Origin of the sequence: Pseudomonas sp. S30_BP2TU TE3576 (assembly GCF_050436025.1) — a bacterium.
Lineage (GTDB): Bacteria > Pseudomonadota > Gammaproteobacteria > Pseudomonadales > Pseudomonadaceae > Aquipseudomonas.
On sequence record NZ_JBNDLK010000001.1, the window covers coordinates 4,321,565 to 4,341,498 of the forward strand.

Here is a 19,934-nt window from a genome sequence, read left to right on the forward strand (position 1 = left end):
CCCGGAACCAATGTGGGAGCGAGCTTGCTCGCGATAGCATCACCTCGGTTCCGAAGTTGCACCGAGTCGCCTGCATCGCGAGCAAGCTCGCTCCCACAAAGGAAAAGGGGGTCACACGGGAAGATGGATGCCGAAGGTATTCATCCCATGGTCACTGCGCACGAACACATCGCCGCCATGCATTAACGCAATCGCCTTGACGATGGCCAGACCCAAACCGTGATTGTGGCCGCTGTTGCTGCGCGATGCATCGACACGGTAGAAGCGCTCGAACAGCCGTGGCAGGTGTTCACGGGCAATCGGCTCGCCGGGGTTGGCGACGCCGATGCTGACTTGATGCTCCCGGGCTTCGATCCGCACCTGGATCACCTGCCCGGGTGCGGTGTGCTGCACCGCGTTGTTCAGCAGGTTGATCAATGCCCGGCGCAAATGGGCGATCTCGATCCGCACTTGCGCGTCACCACTGACCTCAACCCGGACCTGAGCGTCCTCGAGAATGAAATCCAGATACTCCAGGGTCGTGGCCACTTCATCTGCCAGCGATGTGGACGTCAACTTGGTCGCTTTGCTGCCCTGATCGGCACTGGCGAGGAATAGCATGTCGTTGATGATCGAACGCAGGCGTTCAAGCTCTTCGAGGTTCGATTGCAGCACTTCGAAGTAATGCTCGGCGGAGCGTCCGCGGGTCAATGCGACCTGGGTCTGGCCGATCAGGTTGGTCAGTGGCGAGCGCAGTTCGTGGGCGACGTCGGCATTGAACGATTCAAGGCGTGAGTACGCTTGCTCAACCCGCTCCAGGGTCGAGTTGAACGAGCTGACGAATTGATCGAGTTCCGGCGGCAACGGTGACAATCGCAAGCGCCCCGAGCGCAACGGCGGGGCCAGGCGTTGGGCTTCCTGGGACAGTTTGATCAGCGGCTTGAGCCCGATCCGCGCCACCCAATAACCCAGTGCCGAAGCCAGCAACACGCCGACAATCGCCAGGCTGATCAGCGCGATCAACAGTTGATGCTGAGTCTGGAAAAACGTCTCGGTATCGATGGCGATCATGAAGCGTAGCGGTGGGCGCTGGTCCTTGGCGGGAAATTCGCTGACCAGCACTTTCAGCGGATACGGGTGATCCGGCAGCTGCATGTCGCGCGTGCCCAGCGGCCCTTGGGCAAAGGTACGGATCTGCGGTGTCAGGTGGCCGTATTCGTAGTGCGGATCGCCGCTGATGATCCAGAAACTGATGCGTTTGTCTTCTTCGCTCAGCAGATTGAGCTTGTTGTTGATCTTCACCCAATGCTCGGGCGTACCGTAACGGCCGACCGTGGATTCGAGCACGCTGTAGCGCGCATCCAGCTCGGCTTCGGGCAACAGGCCCAGGCCTTTGTCGACCTGTTGGTACAGCGCCCAGCCAATCAACAAAAATACCAACAGCGCCACCAGTGTGAACATGCCGCTGAGGCGCAGCGCGATCGAGTTACTGGACACCACGGCTCTCCAGCACATAACCCATGCCGCGAATGGTGTGCAGCAGCTTCTCTTCAAACGGTCCGTCGAGCTTGGCCCGCAGGCGTTTGATCGCGACTTCGACGACGTTGGCGTCGCTGTCGAAATTGATGTCCCAGACCATCTCGGCAATGGCGGTTTTCGAGAGGATTTCACCCTGGCGGCGCGCCAATACGCTGAGCAGCGAGAACTCCTTGGCGGTCAGGTCCAGCCGTGCGCCGCCACGCGTCGCCTTGCGGCTGATCAAATCTATCCACAGGTCGGCGATGCTCACTTGCACCGGTTCATGGCCACCGCTGCGTCGGGTCAGCGCTTGCAGGCGTGCCACCAGTTCAAGAAAGGAAAACGGTTTGCCCAGGTAATCATCGGCACCGTCACGCAGGCCTTTGATGCGATCTTCCACACGCTCGCGGGCGGTCAGCATGATCACCGGGGTTTGCTTGCGCGCACGCAGGGCGCGCAGCACGCCGAAGCCGTCGAGGCCCGGCAACATCACGTCGAGGACGATCACCGCGTAGTCGCTTTCCAGCGCCAGGTGCAGGCCTTCGACCCCGTCCCGCGCCAGATCCACGGTGTAACCCTGTTCCGTCAGGCCGCGGTGCAGATAGTCCGCGGTTTTTTCCTCGTCTTCGATAATCAGAACGCGCATGACCCCGCCTCAGTCTGTGGTCGTCAGCGCCCCAACCGGCGCTGGTTTAGGTCGATGGAACAGTCGCTCAAGCCATAAGTATATGACTGGCGTAGTGAACAGCGTCAGCGCCTGGCTTACCAGCAAACCACCGACCACCGCGATCCCCAGGGGCTGGCGCAACTCGGCGCCGGTGCCGTAGCCGAGCATCAGCGGCAGGGCGCCGAGCAGGGCGGCGAGGGTGGTCATGATGATTGGCCGGAAACGCGTAATGCAGGCCTTGAAGATCGCTTCTTCAGGCGACAGCCCGCCATTGCGTTGCGCTTCGAGGGCGAAGTCGATCATCAGGATGCCGTTTTTCTTGACGATACCGATCAACAGCACCAGCCCGATCAGGGCCATGATCGAAAAGTCCTGGCCGCAAATCCACAGCATGATCACCGCACCGAGGCCTGCCGAGGGCAAGGTCGAAATGATCGTCAGCGGGTGCACGAAGCTCTCGTAGAGCACGCCGAGAATGATGTACACCGCCACCAGCGCTGCCAGAATCAGCCATGGCTGGCTGGCCAGCGAGCTCTGGAACGCCTGGGCCGCGCCCTGGAAATTGCCACTGATCGCGGTCGGCATGCCGATGTCGGCCTTGGCCTGGTCGAGCATGATTACCGCATCGCCCAACGCCACGCCGGGCGCCAGGTTGAACGACAGGTTGGCAGCCGGGAACATGCCGTCATGGGCGATGGACAGCGGGCCAATGGTCGGCGCATCGAACCTGGCCAGGGCCGACAGCGGCACCATTTCCCCGCTCAGGGGCGAGCGCAGGTAGAAATAGTTGAGGCTTTCGGCCTTGCCGCGCTGCTTGGTGTCCAGTTCCAGGATCACGTTGTACTGGTTGACTTGGGTCTGGAATTCGTTGATCTGGCGTTGGCCGAAGGCATCGTACAGGGCTTCGTCGACGTCGCTGGCGGTCAGGCCAAAACGCGCTGCGGCGCTGCGGTCGATGCTGATGTGGGTGATGCTGCCGCCCAGTTGCAGGTCGTTGGATATGTCGCGGAACGCCGGGTTGCTCCGCAGTTTTTCCGTGAGGCGCTGGGTCCAGGTACTGAGTGTGCCGCCGTCATTGCTCTTGAGTACGTATTGATACTGGGCACGGCTCGGGCCGGAGCTGAGGTTGATGTCCTGGCCGGCGCGCAAATACAGCACGATGCCCGGGACTTTCATCAGCTGCGGGCGAATCCGGTCGATGAACTCGCTGGCGGAAACATCGCGGTCAGCGCGTTTTTTCAGGGCGATCCAGAAGCGGCCGTTGGCGATGGTCTGGTTGCTGCCGGACACCCCGACCGAGTGCGAGAACGTCTTGACCGCCGGATCAGCGGCGACGATTTCGGCCATCGCCAGGTGTTTTTTCACCATGTCGCCGTAGGAAATGTCCGCAGCTGCTTCGGTGGTGCCGAAGACAAAACCGGTGTCCTGAATCGGGAAGAAGCCCTTGGGGATAAAGATGTAACCGGCGATGGCCAGGCCGAGGGACAGGCCGAACACGCCAATCATCAACTTCTGGTGGGCGAGGGCGTGGCGCAGGCCTTTTTCATAGAGCGCCAGCAGGCGTTCGCCGAAGCCCGGTTTGGCGTGAGCGTGATGCACCGGCGCGCGCATGAACAGGGCAGCGAGGGTCGGCGCCAACGTCAGCGAAACCACCACAGAAATCATGATGGTCGAGGTGGCGGTCAGGGCGAACTCCTTGAACAGTCGCCCGACCACGCCGCCCATGAACAGCAGTGGAATGAACGCTGCCACCAGCGAGAAGCTGATCGACACCACGGTGAAGCCGATTTCCCCGGCGCCTTTGATCGCCGCCTCGCGCATGCCGTCGCCGGCTTCGAGATGGCGGTGGATGTTCTCCACCACCACAATCGCATCATCGACCACAAAGCCCACGGCCACCACGATCGCCACCAGCGTAAGGTTGTTCAGGCTGAAACCCATGACGTACATCAGGGCGAAACTGGCGATCAGCGACACGCCGAGTACCGCCGACACAATCAGGGTCGCCGACAATTGGCGCAGGAACAGTGCCATCACCGCCACCACCAGCATGATCGCAATCAGCAGGGTGATTTCCACTTCATGCAGCGAGGCGCGAATGGTCTGGGTGCGGTCGATCAGCGTCTTGACCTGCACCGAGGCCGGCAGCATCGCTTCCAGCTCCGGCAGGGCGGCCTGGATGCGGTCCACGGTGTCGACGATGTTGGCCCCTGGCTGGCGGAAGATCACCAGGTTCACCCCCGGTTGCGTGCCCGCCCAGGCCTGGACGTAGGCATCTTCCGAGCCATTGACGACTTTGGCCACGTCCTTGAGGTGGACGGGTGCACCGTTCTTGTAGGAAACAATCAACTGACTGTAATCCTCGGGGTGGAACAACTGATCGTTGGTGGACAGGGTTGAAATGCTCGATTCCCCGTACAACGCACCTTTGGCCAGGTTGAGGCTGGTTTGCTGGATCGCCAGGCGGATATCGGCGAGAGTCAGGCCGATGGCCGCAAGTTTGTCCGCCGAGACCTGGACGCGGATCGCTGGACGTTGCTGACCGGTAATGACGACCTGGCCTACGCCGTCGATCTGACTGATCTGACGCGACAGCAGGGTTTCCGTCAGGTCACTGAGTGTCGGGCCGGGCATCAGCGACGAGTTGACGCTAAGAATCAGCACCGGACTGTCAGCCGGGTTGACCTTGCGCCAGGTCGGCAGGTTCGGCATGTCCTTGGGCAGCTTGCCGGCGGCGGTGTTGATCGCGGCCTGCACTTCCTGGGCGGCGGTGTCGATGCTCTTGTCGAGGGTGAATTGCAGGGTCAGGTTGGTCGAACCGAGGGCGCTGCTCGACGTCATCTGGGTCACGCCGGGGATGGCGCTGAACTGCACTTCCAGGGGCGTGGCCACCGACGAGGCCATGGTTTCCGGGCTGGCACCAGGCAGTTGCGCCGCCACCTGAATGGTCGGGAATTCCGCTTGGGGCAAAGGTGCCACCGGCAGGCGCGGAAAGGCGATGGCGCCCAGCAGTACCAGGGCAAACGTCAGCAGGACCGTCGCTACCGGGTGGTCGATGCACCAGGTGGATATCGAACCGTGGCCTTTCATTGCGCAGCCTCCGATTGCACCACTTGCGACGGCTCGGTCAGCACCTGCACCGTCGACCCCGGTTTGAGCCGCGACTGACCATCGCTGACCAGCACATCACCCGGTTTCACGCCTTTGATGATGTCCTGGCCGCTGCTTTGATAGACCATCTGCACTTGCACGGCTTCGACCTTGTCGCCGTTGACCCGGTACACGAAGTGCTGATCGAGGCCGCGTTGTACGACTGTCGGCGGCACCACCAGCGCATCTTTGTCCAGCGCGGTCTGAATCTTTACCGTCACCAGCAGGCCCGGCCAGAGTTTCTGCCCTGGATTGTCGAATTCGGCCTTGGCGCGGATGGTGCCGGTGTTGGCGTTGATCTGGTTGTCGATCAGGGTCAGGTGGCCTTCGCCGAGCAGGTTGCCGGTTTCGCCGTCGGCGTCGGCACCGATGTAAGCCTTGACCAGGGCGTGCTGTGGGTCGTTGATCAGGCCTTGCAGGGTCGGCAGCATTTGCTGCGGCAGGGAGAACTCCACTGAGATGGGGTCGATTTGGGTCACGGTGAACAGACCCTGGGCGTCGTTCATGCGCAGGAAGTTGCCTTCGTCCACAGTGCGAATACCGACACGGCCGCTGACCGGGGAGCGTATTTGTGTGTAGGAAAGTTGTACCTCTGCAGAATCAATCGAGGCCTGGTTGCCTTGGGCGGTGGCCTTGAGTTGGTTGACCAGCGCTTGTTGCTGATCGTAGGTCTGCTTGGACACGCCGTCGTCGACGCTGAGCAGTTTGTAGCGCTTGAGGTTGACCAGCGCCACTTGCAGTTGCGCCTGGCTTTCGCCCAGTTGTGCCCGGGCCTGGTCGAGGCTGGCGCGGATCGACCGGTCGTCGATGGTGGCCAAAAGGTCGCCTTTTTTCACCAGTTGGCCTTCCTTGACCAGCAGTTTGGTGAGGATGCCGTCGATTTGCGGGCGGACCACGACGCTGTGCAGGGACAATACCGAACCGATGCCGCTGACATAGCGGGGCACGTCTTTTTCGGCGACGGCGACCACGCGCACGGGGATGGCGGTAGGGCTGGCGAGTTTGGCCTTGGCCGGTTTGGTTGCATACCACAGGCCCAGCGCTGCCAGGAGGATCAGAAGGGCGACAAGCAGGGCGGTTTTTTTCTGGATTCGCATGCGAGTGAGACGCCGGGGCTGGGTGGTCGGTAGGTGGGTAAGGTAGTTTCCTTTATAAACCTGTTTGCTGGTCAGGAGGGTGACTGCAAACTGACGGCGCTGTCAGTTTGGGGGGACTTGGCGGCCTTTCAGCCGACTATGTTCTTGGTTGATCCAGTACATATCCGTTTCTTCGGTAATGGCGGGTTATGGTTCCGCCCTTACGGCGGGTCACTTTCGAAGAGCGCGAAAGTAACCAAAGCGCTTTGCCCCTGACGTTCGGCCCTTCGCTTAGGCTCAGGGTACCCTCGCTCCGGTCCTGCTCCGTGGGCCCGCCGCCATCGGCCATCCATGGCCGGGGGCGGCTACCTCGGCATCCATGCCGAGGTGCCCACTGCGCAGAACCTCCGCTCGGCCTCCCGAGGGGGCGTGCACCGCAAAAGCAAAAGCGAGGCGGCCTACCGGCCGGCCTGACTGTCTGGTTCGGTGTACACAGTACCTGTGGGAGCGGGCTTGCTCGCGAAGGCGGTGTATCTGCTCACAGTGATGTTGAAGGTGAGAACGCTATCGCGAGCAAGCTCGCTCCCACAAAGGATCAATCTGTGAGCTGAGAGATTTTCAGTTCGCCACCCGAACCCCACCCAGGCTCCCGCTCAATTCATACGCCGCCAATTCCGCCTGATGCGCCGCCAGCAGTTCCGGCAATGATCCGCGCAAATACTCGACCCAGGTCTTGATCTTCGCGTCCAGGTATTGGCGCGAAGGGTAGATCGCATACAGGTTCAGTTCCTGCGAGCGGTATTTGGGCATCACGCGCACCAGCGTGCCATTGCGCAGGCCTTCTATCGCGGCATACAGCGGCAGGACGCCAACGCCCATGCCGCTGATGATCGCGGATTTCATGGCGTCGGCGGAGTTCACCAGAAACGGCGAGCTGTTGATGGTGACCATTTCCTGGCCATCAGGACCGTCGAAGGCCCATTTTTCCAGCGGAATCACCGGGCTCACCAGGCGCAGGCAGGCGTGGTTGAGCAGGTCGCTGGGTTTTTGTGCACAGCCGTTGGCTTTGACGTAGGCCGGTGAGGCGCAAACGATGCTGTAGGTGATGCCCAGGCGCTGGGAGACGAAGCCCGAGTCCGGCAGTTCGCGGGCGAGGACGATGGACACGTCGTAGCCTTCGTCGAGCAGGTCCGGTACGCGGTTGGCCATGGTCAGGTCGAAGGTTACGTCCGGGTGGGTCTTGCGGTAGCGGGCGATGGCGTCGATCACGAAGTGCTGGCCGATGCCGGTCATGGTGTGCACTTTCAGTTGCCCGGCCGGGCGTGCGTGGGCGTCGCTGGCCTCGGCTTCGGCTTCTTCGACGTAGGCCAGGATCTGTTCGCAGCGCAACAGGTAACGCTTGCCGGCTTCGGTCAGGGCGATGCGGCGGGTCGTTCGGTTGAGCAGGCGGGTTTGCAGGTGGGCTTCCAGGTTGGAGACCGCGCGCGAGACGTTGGCCGTGGTGGTGTCCAATTGTACGGCGGCGGCGGTGAAGCTGCCGGCTTCGGCCACGTAACTGAAGGCGCGCATGTTTTGCAAAGTGTCCATGGGGTGCTCTCGGGTGCGATGGCAAATTGTGACACGAAGTTTCGGGGGCGGTGACCCCTACCTACGGATTATCTCGTTAACGGTAACAAAGATTCACAGGAATCCCGGCTTATCGCCCTTCCGGCCGCCCCATAGAATTGCGCAACTTGGGCAACCGGGGCTCGACCCACCGCATAACCTGTGGGAGCGGGCTTGCTCGCGAAGAGGGCATCACATTCAACAGCGATGTTGACTGACAAACCGCCTTCGCGAGCAAGCCCGCTCCCACAAAAGCGGATCTCCGGTTTCCAGAAAATCTCATGCCTCCCCCTATTTCAGGAAATCGCAGCAGTGCCGCGTCGCATCAGCAGAGCGCTTCAGCCGCTCAGTGTTTTGGTTTTAACCCTGGCAATCAGCGGCTGCATCGGAACCGGAGGTATTGCCCCACAGGGCAAGGCGCTGCAGGCCAATTCACTGGCCACCGACGAAGCGATCCAGAGCGCCGCGCAAGATGCGCACTGGCCTGCCGCGCAATGGTGGCAAGCCTATGGCGACCCGCAACTGAATCGCTGGATCGACCTCGCCCTGCAAGGCAGCCCGACCCTGGCCATGGCCGCCGCCCGGGTGCGTCAGGCCAGGTCCATGGCCGGCGTGGCCGAAGCGGCCGAGTCGCTGCAGATCAATGGCGATGCCACCCTCAAGCGCCACAACTGGCCTACCGACCAGTTCTACGGGCCGGGTGAGTTGGCCAACTCCACGACCTGGGACAACAACGCGGCGCTGGGTTTCAGTTATGCCCTCGACCTCTGGGGCCGCGAAAGCAATGCCACCGAGCGCGCCGTGGACATGGCGCACATGACCGTCGCCGAAGCGCGTCAGGCCCAACTCGAATTGCAGGACAACATCGTGCGTGTCTACATCGAGTTGTCGTTGCATTACGCCCAGCGGGACATCGTCGACGCGACCTTGAAGCAGCAACAGCAGATTCTCGAGCTGGCGCAAAAGCGCCTGAACGGTGGCATCGGCACCCATTTCGAAGTCAGCCAGGCCGAGACGCCGCTGCCGGAAACCCATCGCCAGATCGATGCCCTCGACGAAGAAATCGCCTTGAGCCGCAATCAGCTCGCGGCCCTCGCCGGCAAGGGCCCGGGGGAAGGCGCACAGTTGCAGCGGCCAACGCTGTCGCTGGGTGCGCCACTGAAACTGCCGTCTTCGCTGCCGGCGCAATTGCTCGGCCAACGCCCGGACGTGGTCGCCAGTCGCTGGCAAGTGGCAGCACAGGCGCGAGGTATCGATGTTGCCCATGCCGGTTTCTACCCGAACGTCGATCTGCTCGGCAGCCTCGGCTACATGGCCACCGGCGGCGGGGCCCTGGAGTTTTTGACCGGCAAGAAACTCAACTACAGCGTGGGTCCGGCGATTTCGTTGCCGATTTTCGATGGCGGGCGTTTGCGCTCGGAACTGGGTGAAGCCTCGGCCGGGTATGACATCGCCGTAGCCAAGTACAACCAGACCCTGGTCAACGCCCTGAAAAACATCTCCGACCAGTTGATCCGCCGCGAGTCCATGGACAAGCAGCAGGCGTTCGCCGCCGAGTCGGTGGCCACCGCGCAGAAGACCTACGACATCGCGATGATCGCCTACCAGCGTGGCCTGACCGACTACCTCAACGTGCTCAACGCCCAGACCTTGCTGTTCAAGCAGCAGCAAGTGCAGCAGCAGGTGCAGGCGGCGCGTTTGAGCGCCCATGCCGAACTGGTGACGGCGTTGGGCGGTGGCCTCGGTGCCGGCAACGACGTGCCGAAAGACAGCCAGACCCAGGCGCCGAAAACCCCGAGCCTTTTACGTTGAACACAACACCTGTGGGAGCGGGCTTGCTCGCGAAGGCGGTGTGTCTGATGACACTTTTGTTGCCTGACACTCCCTCTTCGCGAGCAAGCCCGCTCCCACAGGTTCCGGGTCTTCACTGAATTTTATTGAGCAGGATTTGATGACTCCCTTGCCCGCACCCTTGCGCTGGTTGTACTCCCTTGAATGGCGCCGGGGTTTCTTTGACTGGGCACGCAGCGATGGCGTGACCTGGGTCTACATTTTCAAGGTGTTGTTCGCGGCATTCCTGACGCTGTGGCTGGCCATGCGCCTGGAGCTGCCGCAACCGCGCACGGCGATGATCACCGTGTTCATTGTCATGCAACCGCAAAGCGGCCAGGTGTTCGCCAAGAGTTTCTATCGTTTTCTCGGCACCCTGGCCGGGTCTGCGGTGATGGTCGCGCTGATCGCCCTGTTTGCACAGAACACTGAACTGTTCCTCGGTTCGCTGGCGATCTGGGTCGGTATCTGCACCGCCGGTGCCGCCCGCTGCCGCAACTTTCGCGCCTACGGTTTCGTACTCGCCGGATACACCGCAGCGATGGTCGGCTTGCCCGCGCTGGCTCATCCGGATGGCGCGTTCATGGCCGCGGTCTGGCGGGTACTGGAAATTTCGTTGGGCATTCTTTGCTCGACACTGATCAGTGCCGCCATCCTCCCGCAATCGGCCAGCGCGGCGATGCGCAATGCGTTGTATCAGCGCTTTGGCGTGTTCGCCTTGTTCGTCACCGACGGATTGCGCGGTCGCAGTCAGCGCGAAGCGTTCGAGGCCGGCAACGTGCGTTTCATCGCCGAAGCCGTCGGCTTGGAAGGCTTGCGCAGCGTCACGGTTTTTGAAGACCCGCACATGCGTCGGCGCAATGGCCGGCTCAGTCGCCTGAACAGCGAATTCATGGGTATCACCACGCGTTTCAACGCCTTGCATCAATTGCTCGAACGTTTGCGCAGCAGCGCGGCGGACCAGGTGGTGGCGGCGATCAAACCGGGCTTGCAGGACCTCGCCGAGTTGCTCGACGGCTTCAGCGGTCGAGCCCTGACCAGTGCCGATGCGGCGCGGCTGGTCGCGGTGCTGAGTGCCTACAAGGAAGGTCTGCCGGCGCGGGTGCGCAGTCTTCGGGCGACGTTCCAGCAGAGCAATCCGGGCGATGCCGGGCAACTGGACTTCCACACCGCCTACGAACTGCTCTATCGCTTCGTCGACGACTTGCACAGTTATGCACAGACCCACGCGTCGCTGGCCGATCACAGTCACGAACGGGAGCGCTGGGACGAGCCGTTCACCCCGCAAACCAACTGGATGGCAGCGGCAGCATCGGGGATACGCGCGGCATTCATTCTGGTGGTATTGGGCAGCTACTGGGTGGCAACCGCCTGGCCGAGCGGCGCGACCATGACCCTGATTGCCGCCGCGACCGTGGGCCTGTCCGCCGCTACCCCAAACCCCAAGCGCATGGCCTTTCAGATGGCGTGCGGGACATTGCTCGGGGCGCTGATCGGCTTTGTCGAGATGTTTTTCATTTTCCCGTGGATCGATGGATTTCCATTGCTGTGCGTGATGCTCGCCCCGGTGATCGTACTCGGCTCGTTCCTGACCTCGCGGCCGCAATACGTGGGCGTCGGCCTGGGCTTGCTGATCTTCTTCAGCACCGGTTCGGTACCGGACAACCTCACGGTCTACAACCCCTACACCTTCATCAACGACTACATCGCCATGGTGCTCGGCATGCTGGTGTGTGCCGCGGCCGGGGCGATCATTCTGCCGCCCAACAGTCGTTGGCTGTGGCGCCGGCTGGAGCAGGATTTGCGCGGTCAGGTGGTGTACGCCATCAGCGGCAAGCTCAAGGGGCTGGCGTCGAGTTTCGAAAGCCGTACCCGCGATCTGGTGCACCAGGCCTACGGCTTTGCGGCGGGGCAACCGCAAGTGCAGCGGGACTTGTTGCGCTGGATGTTCGTGGTGCTGGAAGTCGGCCACGCGATCATCGAGTTACGCAAGGAACAGGCGATTCTGCCGGTGCATCCGGCCTATGCCGAATCCCGGCCATGGCGTCAGGCGATCCGGGTGATGGGGCGCGCACTGGTGCGGTTGTTCCTGCAACCGAACAGCAGCAACCTCGAACGCGCACTGATCGCCGTCGATCACGCGATCAGCCGTGTGCAGTCCACCGACGAACCCTTCGCCCCGCACTTCGATACCTCGGCGTTGCGCCGCGTGAAGAGCTATCTGCACTTCATCCGCACCTCTCTGCTCGATCCGCAATCACCGCTCGCCACCTTCGCAGGCAGCCACCCACAAGGACTTGAACATGCCTCGTGAAATCGCCTTCCACGGCGTGTATATGCCGACCATGACCCTGATGTTTTTCATTGCTGCGGCGCTTGCCTGGGCGCTGGACCGGTTCCTGTCCGGGTTCGACCTGTACCGTTTTTTCTGGCACCCGGCGTTGCTGCGCCTGAGCCTGTTTACCTGTCTGTTCGGCGCCATGGCGCTGACTGTCTACCGTTGACTCTCTATCACTGAGAATGCCCCGATGAAAAAGTTTTTCAGCCTGCTCGCGACCTTGCTGGTGCTGGCCCTTGCGCTGTGGATCGGCCGCTCCTTGTGGGAGCACTACATGAACACGCCGTGGACCCGTGACGGCCGCGTGCGCGCCGACATCATCAACGTCGCCGCCGACGTCACCGGCGAAGTGGTGGACGTGCCGGTGCGTGACAACCAGCTAGTGAAAAAAGGCGATTTGCTGATGCAGATCGACCCCGAGCACTACCGCCTGGCGGTGAAGCAGGCACAAAGCCTGGTTGCCTCGCGCAAGGCGACGTGGGAGATGCGCAAGGTCAACGCCCATCGTCGTGCCGATATGGACAACCTGGTGATCTCCAGGGAAAACCGCGACGACGCCAGCAACCTCGCTGATTCGGCCCTGGCCGATTACCAGCAGGCCCAGGCGCAACTGGAAGCCGCCGAACTCAACCTCAAGCGCACTGAAGTCCGTGCGGCGGTGGACGGTTACGTGACCAACCTCAACGTCCATCGCGGCGATTATGCGCGCATCGGCGAGGCGAAAATGGCCGTGGTCGACATGAACTCGTTCTGGGTCTACGGCTTCTTCGAAGAAACCAAACTGCCCCATGTGCGCGTCGGCGATAAGGCCGACATGCAACTGATGAGTGGCGAAGTGCTCAAGGGCCACGTGGAAAGCATTTCGCGCGGCATCTACGACCGCGACAACCCGGAAAGCCGCGAACTGATCGCCGACGTCAACCCGACCTTCAACTGGGTACGCCTGGCGCAGCGGGTGCCGGTGCGCATTCACATCGATGAAGTGCCGGAGGGTGTGGTGTTGGCGGCGGGGATTACGTGTACGGTGGTGGTGAAGCAGGATGGCGGGGTGTAACCGGTAGATCGGGGCGCTGCATTCGCGAGCAGGCTCGCTATCAAAGGACACCTCTATCCTGGTGGATAGAGGTGTTTTTTATCGCTTGGCGCGGCCAGGCCATGAGATTGGGAAGGCTGCGCAATGCAGGATCCTGCCCCGATGCCGGCGGATAGAGAAGTTGAATGGACACCGGCAAATCCTTGTCCGGTTCCAGCCTGATCCCGAGTTCGCGGCTTAATGTTGATCAGCCCAGATAGGCATAAATATGCCCCAGCGCGCCGCCTATCCCAATGGTGTTGCCGGCCAGCAGAACGCGACCGTTGGCTTGAAGTTGTAGCTGAGCCGGCGTGGTCACCAATGGCGTGTCCTCCTTGATGCTGCCGTGTTGGCCGAAGCTGCGGTCAATCAAGCCATTGGCCTGATAGCGGGCGGTGTACAGGCGCTGGGAGCCGCCGGCGGTGAGGATTTTGCCATCGGCCTGCTTTTCGCCGCAGACCCATTCGTTGCCATGTTCGGGATCGAACAACGTCAACACTGGCCGGCCACCATTGAACGCAGAGTGAGGGTTACCGGATGCGTCCAGGCCCACCAGCAACCCCCAGTTCCTGTACGCGGTACTGGCTTGGCCAATGCCGACAACCTGACCTTCAGCCGTATCAATCAGATCATGAAAGATCACCGTGCCATCGGGTATTTTCAACGTCGAAAAGCCAGGCGTTGCCTGATCGCCAAAGCTGTTGTCCAGTTCGCCATTGATGGAGTAGCGCGCGATATAACCCTGTGTTTCTGAAGTTGGGGTTTTGGCACTTCCGGCGATCAGGATAGTGTTGTCTTTTACTAACAGTGCATTCGCTGAAGTGTCGATAAATGCCGGATGTTTAATTTCGATTCGACCTGTCTTGTTGAAAGTTTTATCCAGGTCGCCACGAGTATTGATGCGCATTGCCACTGCGGTGTAAATATCCTCGTCGAGGTAAGTGGCACTGATGAGGATTCTTCCATCTTCCATTATTTGCAGTGTGCTGGAGTCGCTGACCAGTTCGCCGAGGGAACTGTTTTCGAGCATCACGCAGCCTTGCTGGCCAAAGCTTTGGTCGACTGCACCGTCGTGGTCGAAGCGGGCGATTACCAGGCGTTTGGGGCTGTAGGTGTCTACTTTTCGCGACCAGCCGAGCATCAGGATCCGCCCGTCTGCCTGCATCGCCAGACTGCCGCCGGCCGAGTCATAGCCATTGGCGAAGTTGCCAAGCGCCAGACCGTTGTCGGCGAAGGAGGTGTCTACGCTGCCATCGGGATTGAAACGTGCCAGGCCATAAAGCCCTTTCAGGTTACGGGCGAGCCAGGCTCCGACCAGAATCCTGTCGTCCTCCAGTACTTTGATTCCTTTTACATGCCGGTCGAGATCAAGTTCGTGCTCCAATTTGAATAACGTGATGGCACCTTCGTCGCCAAAGTCCGGATCACGCCCATTGGTAATCGGGAAGTTAAATGAGTTGTGAGTAATAACGTCCATATTATTGCCTTCGTCTAATTTGGTTTTTGGAATTGTTAGTTGTAACCCATTGAATGATGGGTTAGCAGGCAAGTTATAGGGTTGGTTGCTATTTGACGAGAAGGGTTTGTTGCTTGAATGTTTTGGATTGTTGCTATTGTCCTGTGGCGGTGTTGCATACAAAAGTAATCGCCACAGGAGGCTTTGGATACTGTTGGTGGTGGGGGGTTGATGCATGACTTGCAGATCTAGTCGTCTGCTTCGCGAGCAAGCCCGCTCCCACATCTGACCTCCTTCGTGCGCAAATTTTCAGTTCACTGAAGATCCAGTGTGGGAGCGGGCTTGCTCGCGAAGGGGGCGGCGCGGTTAATCAGGCAGGCGTCGGGCATTCACTCCTTGCAAAACGTCTCATGCAGATGCCGCCAGATCACGTGGCCATCGGCGTGTTTTTCAAACACAACCGTGGAGCGGCGATCCGAGTGCAGCCCGGTGGCATCGGTCTGTTGTTCGCGATAACTCACGGTTGCGCCATTGTCATGCAAGGCGATGCCACGCAACTCGCTGAGCTCGATGCGGAACCCGAGCTTCTTGCCGCCCGCCAACGTGAACAATTCGTTCAGCGCATCAAAATCCAGCACCCGACCGAGCGGCGAGACCATGGAAAACTGTGGCGAAAAACGCGTCAGCAGTTTTTCGAGTTCAGACGCGTCGCGCTCCTCGGCCAGCCATTGTTCGATGGCCACGTGGGCCTGGATCACTTCGTCGAAGTATGCGGTGTAGTCGGTCATTGTGCTGTTACCTGAAGTTTTGCAGGGACTGTGGGGGCCTCTTCGCGAGCAAGCCCGCTCCCACATTTGATCTCTTTTGTAGTTCACTGAAGATCCAGTGTGGGTGCGGGCTTGCTCGCGAAGGGAGCGACGCGGTGTCAGAGCTGCCCACGCAACCCGAACCGCTTCATCAGCCCGGATTCGAGCAAACCCTTGGGCAGCAAACTGGCCATCAGCGGCAACGCACGGCTGCCATTGCCCAGGCGCACCAGCCGTGGCGGTTTGGCTTGCTGCACGGCCTTGAGCAATCCGGCGGCAAACTCACTGGCCGGGGTCGGTTTGTCCTGGGAAGCCCTGGCCCGGGCGCGTATGCCTTCACGCAGCGGAAACCATGGCGATTGCTCGCTGATCAATTGCTCGGCTTCGTGGCCGGCATTCTTGGCAAAACTTGAAGCGATGGCTCCCGGCTGGACTTCCATGACCCGTACGCCGAACGGCGCCAGTTCCATGCGCAAGGCATCGCTCAAGGCATGCACGGCGGCTTTCGAGGCGCAGTAGGCCCCGGCGAACGGCGTGACCAGGATGCCGGACACGCTACCGATATTCACCACCAGCCCTTTGGCCCGTCGCAGCACCGGGAACAATGCACGGGTGACGCCGACGATGGCGAACACGTTGGTTTCGAACTGGCGTTGCATGGCCGGTACACCACCATCAAGCAGCGGCCCCATGGCGCCATATCCAGCGTTGTTGATCAGCACATCGAGGCCGCCGGTTTGTTGGTTGATTCGCTCGCTCAAGGCTTCGAGCGCAGCAGCGTCGTTGACATCCAGTTGCACGGCAGTGAACCCCGCGGCGGTGAGTGCCACGACATCTTCGGCCTTGCGGGCACTGGCCCAGACTTCATAGCCAGCACCCTTGAACGCATCGGCAAGGGCACGGCCAATGCCGCTGGAACAACCGGTAATCAACGCAACGGGCATGGCGCATTCCTTGTGCAAAAAAATGGGAGAGGGATCAGTCGGAAAAACTGCCCTGCAATCGCTCGGCGCGAAACTCCAGGGTTTCCGGACGGTAGCCAGGGCGCAGTGGCGGCAGCGGCAAGCAATCTTCCCAGTTGCCACCGGCCTGCAATTCGCCGGGGCCACGATAGCGCGGGGCGGTGTATTGATTGTCGGCCAGGTTCACCGTATCGCCCGGCGCATAGGCCGCGACCCGCCAGCGCAGCTCGGTCAGCGGCACGTCATTACCATTGTTCAGGGTCAATTGCAGTGGCCGGTCGGCAGGACACTGCTGCGGCGCGTAGCTGATGCGCAGCTCAAGGCGTTGCAGTTGCTTGAGTTCGCGGTGGTCCATCCAGATGACCCAGGTGGCGACGAGGCCCAGCCCCACGGCGGCGGCCATGGAAACGGGCAGTGCCTTGGCCGGATAGCGCAGCAACAGGATCAGCCAGGTGATGACCAGCAGGACGCCGATGAACATGAGGTAAATCTCGGGAATAGAGAGGAGCATCCTACCTAAGCGGGAGTGGGGTTGGCGATGGGCAGGGCGTGGCGATGGCGTTTGAGACCGTCGGTCTGAACTGTAATTTCTGACAGTAGGCAGGTGTCTGAGCGGCGGGCTTACATGAGGGGAGCGATTCCGGAGCGGCTATTGTGCCAGCAACCCCTTCAATCCACCGGTACACCCCGAGCCTGACTGCAAGTGACCCTCGTGGGCTGGCGGTGCGTGCCGTGGGTTATTGGCGTGACATCGATGGCGTGTCCCCTCAGGCACGGGTCAACCGCGCGGCCCTTGATTGGGCGGGGCGAGCGATTGCGCAGTGGGATCCGCGATTGTTTCTGGACGCTTCGGCGTCGCCTAATTTGCAAACGATTCATGCCCTGTCGGGCGCCGTATTGTGTACGAACAGCGTCGACGCCGGGCTGCGTGTTGCGCTGTTGGGGGAGGCGGGGCAGTCGGTTCATGTCTGGGATAGCCGGGGTTCGCAGCGCTGGATGCAATACGACGCTTGGTTGCGCCCGGTATCGGTGTTTGAGCAGGCTATGGACGGTGAAGCGGTTTGCGCGGAGCGTTTGAGTTATGGCGCGAGCGATCAGGCTTCTGCCGAGCGCAACCAATGCGGGCAATTGATTCGCCATGATGACCCGGCGGGCACGCAGCGGTTTAGCGAGTTCGGCTTGCACGGCGCGGTGCTGGGGCAGACGCGGCATTTTCTGAGCGCGTTGTCGCTGCCGGACTGGCCCGAGTCGGTAGCGGATCGCGAATTAATGCTGGACGCGGGCGAGGGTGCCACCACCCGCTCACAGGTCAACACATTGGGCGAGGTCTCCCATCAAACCGATGCCAAAGGTAACCGCCAGTTGTTCAGCCAGACCCTCGACGGGCTGTTGCGCGAAGTCCGCCTGCAACTCAACGGCACATCTACCCCGAAAACACTGATCAGCGCCATCGCCTACAACGCCCACGGCCAGACCGAACGGGAAGTCGCCGGCAATGGCGCGATCACTTCGCTGGAATACGATGCGCAGAACGGGCGTCTGACCCGCCTCCAGGCCAAGCGCGGCAATGAAGCCCTGCAAGACCTGCGTTACGAATACGACCCGGTGGGCAATGTGCTGAGCATCGAGGATGCCGCGTTGCCGATTCGCTACTTCGCCAACCAGCGCATCGAACCGGTCAATCGCTATTCCTACGACAGTCTTTCGCAACTGATCGAAGCCACTGGTTGGGAGGCGGGTACCGTCAATAAAGGCCCGCAGTTTTCCACTTTCAATGATCCCGCGCCCCGTGCGAACTATCGCCAGACCTATCACTACGACTTGGCTGGCAATCTGCTGGAACTGACTCACGAAGGCCCGCAAAACCATGGTCATCGACTGGTCGCGGCGATGCACAGCAACCGTTGTTTGTCGGTAATTGAGGGCAAGGAACCGGACGAAGAGGACTTCCGCCGAGGCTTCGATGGCAACGGTAATTTGCTGACGTTGCAACCCGGACAGGCCTTGGCATGGGACCTGCGCAACCAGTTGTGCGAGGTGCGCCCCGTGGTGCGCGACTCGGGTCTCAATGACCGTGAGCGTTATGTCTACAGTGCAGACGGGATGCGCCTGCGCAAAGTCTACGAGACGCTGGCCCATGCCCGGACGTTGGTCGCTGAAACCCGCTATCTGCCGAACCTGGAACTGCGTAATTACAGCGGTACGGGCGAAGTGTTGCAGGTGATCAACGTCCAGGCCGGGCGCAGCAGTGTACGGGTGTTGCACTGGGAATCGGCGCCGTTGAACGACATCGGCAACGATCAATACCGCTACCACCTGAACGACCACTTGGGCTCTTGCACCCTGGAGCTCGATGATGAGGGTGAAGTGATCAGTCAGGAGCGTTATCACCCGTTTGGCAGTACCGCGTGGTTTGCCGGGCGTGGGGAGGTGGAGGCGAGTTACAGAACAGTGCGTTATTCGGGGAAGGAGCGGGATGCGATGGGGCTTTATTATTATGGGTTCAGGTATTACGTGGCGGGGTGGCAGCGGTGGTTGAATCCGGACCCAGCGGGGGACATAGATGGGCTTAATTTTTATCGGATGGTCGGAAATAATCCGCTTGGTTACACAGACGAAAATGGATTGGGGTTAGAGTCCGTCAATAAGGTTAGTGATTATTTTTTTTCGAAGTCTGGTAAAGAAATGGTAGTGGAGGTTGATACTTTTAAAAAATTCTACTTTAGCGCTAAGTTGTCAAAGTCCAGGGTTAAGGTGATGAGTGGGGAGTCAGGGGTATATGAACGTAGTGATGAGTTTGAGATTGTTGAGGTAGGAGTTGGTTCGAGGGAAGAGTTACTTCGGCGAAATAGAAGAGGTGTTGTGGCCAGTGAAGAGGTAAGAGATACCTTGATGAGTTATAGAGAAGGATATGCAAGCTTAAAGGAATTTCCGGCTGGCAGTGGAGATGCTGTGAAACAGAGAAAGAACTTTTTGGTTGGAGAGTATGTGGCCGGTAAGTTCGGAGAATGGTTTGTTCGAGGTGAACAAACTCGCCAGATGCAGGTTGATCTAGGCGAAAGACCAGACGATAGGTTGTTTGCATTAATTAAAAAAACTGATCGAACTGAAGAGCCTGCTGATCGAAAACTGTATGGGCTTACTCTTATTTCTTCGAAGTCTTCTGAATCTAGCGAAGGAGTTTCTAGTAATAAAGTTGATTTAAGTGTTGACTTCACCATTGTTGACCCTGAATCGCAAATAGTTGGTGTGCAACCGCAAATGGGGGAAAGCGAGACTGGAGGAACGCAGGCCACGTTGAGACTCCGTGGCGCGGGAACCTTTTTGACAATGCACGCTTTAAGTCAAGTCATTAAAACTGCGAATGTGAAGAATATTCGTACAAATGCTATTAACCCTCGTTCAGCCGCTATGGCCATGGGGTGGGGAGAAAACTCGCCCTACTGAGTAAAGGCAGCAACTTTCCTGCCCACCG

At 60.2% G+C, this 19,934-nt stretch carries 14 protein-coding genes; 5 read left to right on the forward strand and 9 right to left on the reverse strand.

Annotated elements, in window-relative coordinates:
- Window positions 1-111: 111 nt before the first annotated feature.
- From ABIA48_RS19785 to ABIA48_RS19805, 5 genes are all read right to left on the reverse strand, one after another.
- Entirely contained in the window at window positions 112-1,476 is a 1,365-nt protein-coding gene (locus ABIA48_RS19785) for a heavy metal sensor histidine kinase (protein ID WP_429490739.1), read from the reverse strand.
- Window positions 1,466-2,143, reverse strand: a complete 678-nt coding sequence (locus tag ABIA48_RS19790; protein ID WP_007989910.1) for a heavy metal response regulator transcription factor — start codon at window positions 2,141-2,143, stop codon at window positions 1,466-1,468. The genes ABIA48_RS19785 and ABIA48_RS19790 overlap by 11 nt, the downstream gene beginning before the upstream one ends.
- A gap of 9 nt (window positions 2,144-2,152) precedes the next feature.
- On the reverse strand, window positions 2,153-5,254 hold the full coding sequence (locus tag ABIA48_RS19795; RefSeq protein WP_429490742.1) for a multidrug efflux RND transporter permease subunit: 3,102 nt from the start codon (window positions 5,252-5,254) through the stop codon (window positions 2,153-2,155).
- The gene (locus tag ABIA48_RS19800; protein ID WP_429490744.1) at window positions 5,251-6,411 is read right to left on the reverse strand and encodes an efflux RND transporter periplasmic adaptor subunit; all 1,161 of its coding nucleotides are present in this window, start codon (window positions 6,409-6,411) and stop codon (window positions 5,251-5,253) included. Before ABIA48_RS19800 ends, ABIA48_RS19795 begins: the two co-directional genes overlap by 4 nt.
- A 597-nt stretch (window positions 6,412-7,008) precedes the next feature.
- Complete coding sequence (locus tag ABIA48_RS19805; protein ID WP_007972623.1) at window positions 7,009-7,977, reverse strand: LysR family transcriptional regulator; 969 nt, start codon at window positions 7,975-7,977, stop codon at window positions 7,009-7,011.
- Between the two features lie 330 nt (window positions 7,978-8,307).
- Between ABIA48_RS19805 and ABIA48_RS19810 the strand changes: the two genes are divergently transcribed.
- The 4 genes from ABIA48_RS19810 (at window position 8,308) to ABIA48_RS19825 (ending at window position 13,217) form a co-directional block, all read left to right on the forward strand.
- Window positions 8,308-9,807: an efflux transporter outer membrane subunit gene (locus ABIA48_RS19810; protein ID WP_429490746.1), complete on the forward strand. Its 1,500-nt coding sequence runs from the start codon at window positions 8,308-8,310 to the stop codon at window positions 9,805-9,807.
- Between the two features lie 139 nt (window positions 9,808-9,946).
- Window positions 9,947-12,139, forward strand: a complete 2,193-nt coding sequence (locus tag ABIA48_RS19815) for an FUSC family protein (protein ID WP_429490748.1) — start codon at window positions 9,947-9,949, stop codon at window positions 12,137-12,139.
- Entirely contained in the window at window positions 12,129-12,329 is a 201-nt protein-coding gene (locus ABIA48_RS19820) for a DUF1656 domain-containing protein (RefSeq protein ID WP_015096751.1), read from the forward strand. The genes ABIA48_RS19815 and ABIA48_RS19820 overlap by 11 nt, the downstream gene beginning before the upstream one ends.
- A gap of 24 nt (window positions 12,330-12,353) precedes the next feature.
- A complete protein-coding gene (locus ABIA48_RS19825) occupies window positions 12,354-13,217 on the forward strand; it encodes an efflux RND transporter periplasmic adaptor subunit (RefSeq protein WP_429490751.1) in 864 nt (287 codons plus the stop codon).
- 226 nt (window positions 13,218-13,443) lie between these two features.
- On the opposite strand, the gene ABIA48_RS19830 is transcribed toward ABIA48_RS19825, so the two are convergent.
- The 4 genes from ABIA48_RS19830 to ABIA48_RS19845 form a co-directional block, all read right to left on the reverse strand.
- Window positions 13,444-14,928 (reverse strand): hypothetical protein, encoded by a 1,485-nt coding sequence (locus ABIA48_RS19830; RefSeq protein ID WP_429490753.1) that lies wholly within the window; start codon window positions 14,926-14,928, stop codon window positions 13,444-13,446.
- A gap of 152 nt (window positions 14,929-15,080) precedes the next feature.
- A complete protein-coding gene (locus ABIA48_RS19835) occupies window positions 15,081-15,479 on the reverse strand; it encodes a DUF4440 domain-containing protein (RefSeq protein WP_429490755.1) in 399 nt (132 codons plus the stop codon).
- A gap of 137 nt (window positions 15,480-15,616) precedes the next feature.
- Window positions 15,617-16,441 carry an SDR family oxidoreductase gene (locus ABIA48_RS19840; RefSeq protein WP_429490756.1) on the reverse strand — a complete coding sequence of 275 codons (825 nt, stop codon included), beginning with the start codon at window positions 16,439-16,441 and terminating at the stop codon, window positions 15,617-15,619.
- Between the two features lie 34 nt (window positions 16,442-16,475).
- A complete protein-coding gene (locus ABIA48_RS19845) occupies window positions 16,476-16,940 on the reverse strand; it encodes a multidrug transporter (RefSeq protein WP_310054032.1) in 465 nt (154 codons plus the stop codon).
- 251 nt (window positions 16,941-17,191) lie between these two features.
- On the opposite strand from ABIA48_RS19845, the gene ABIA48_RS19850 reads away from it, so the two are divergent.
- Window positions 17,192-19,906, forward strand: coding sequence for an RHS repeat domain-containing protein (locus ABIA48_RS19850; protein WP_429490759.1), 2,715 nt, complete (start codon window positions 17,192-17,194; stop codon window positions 19,904-19,906).
- Window positions 19,907-19,934: the final 28 nt, after the last annotated feature.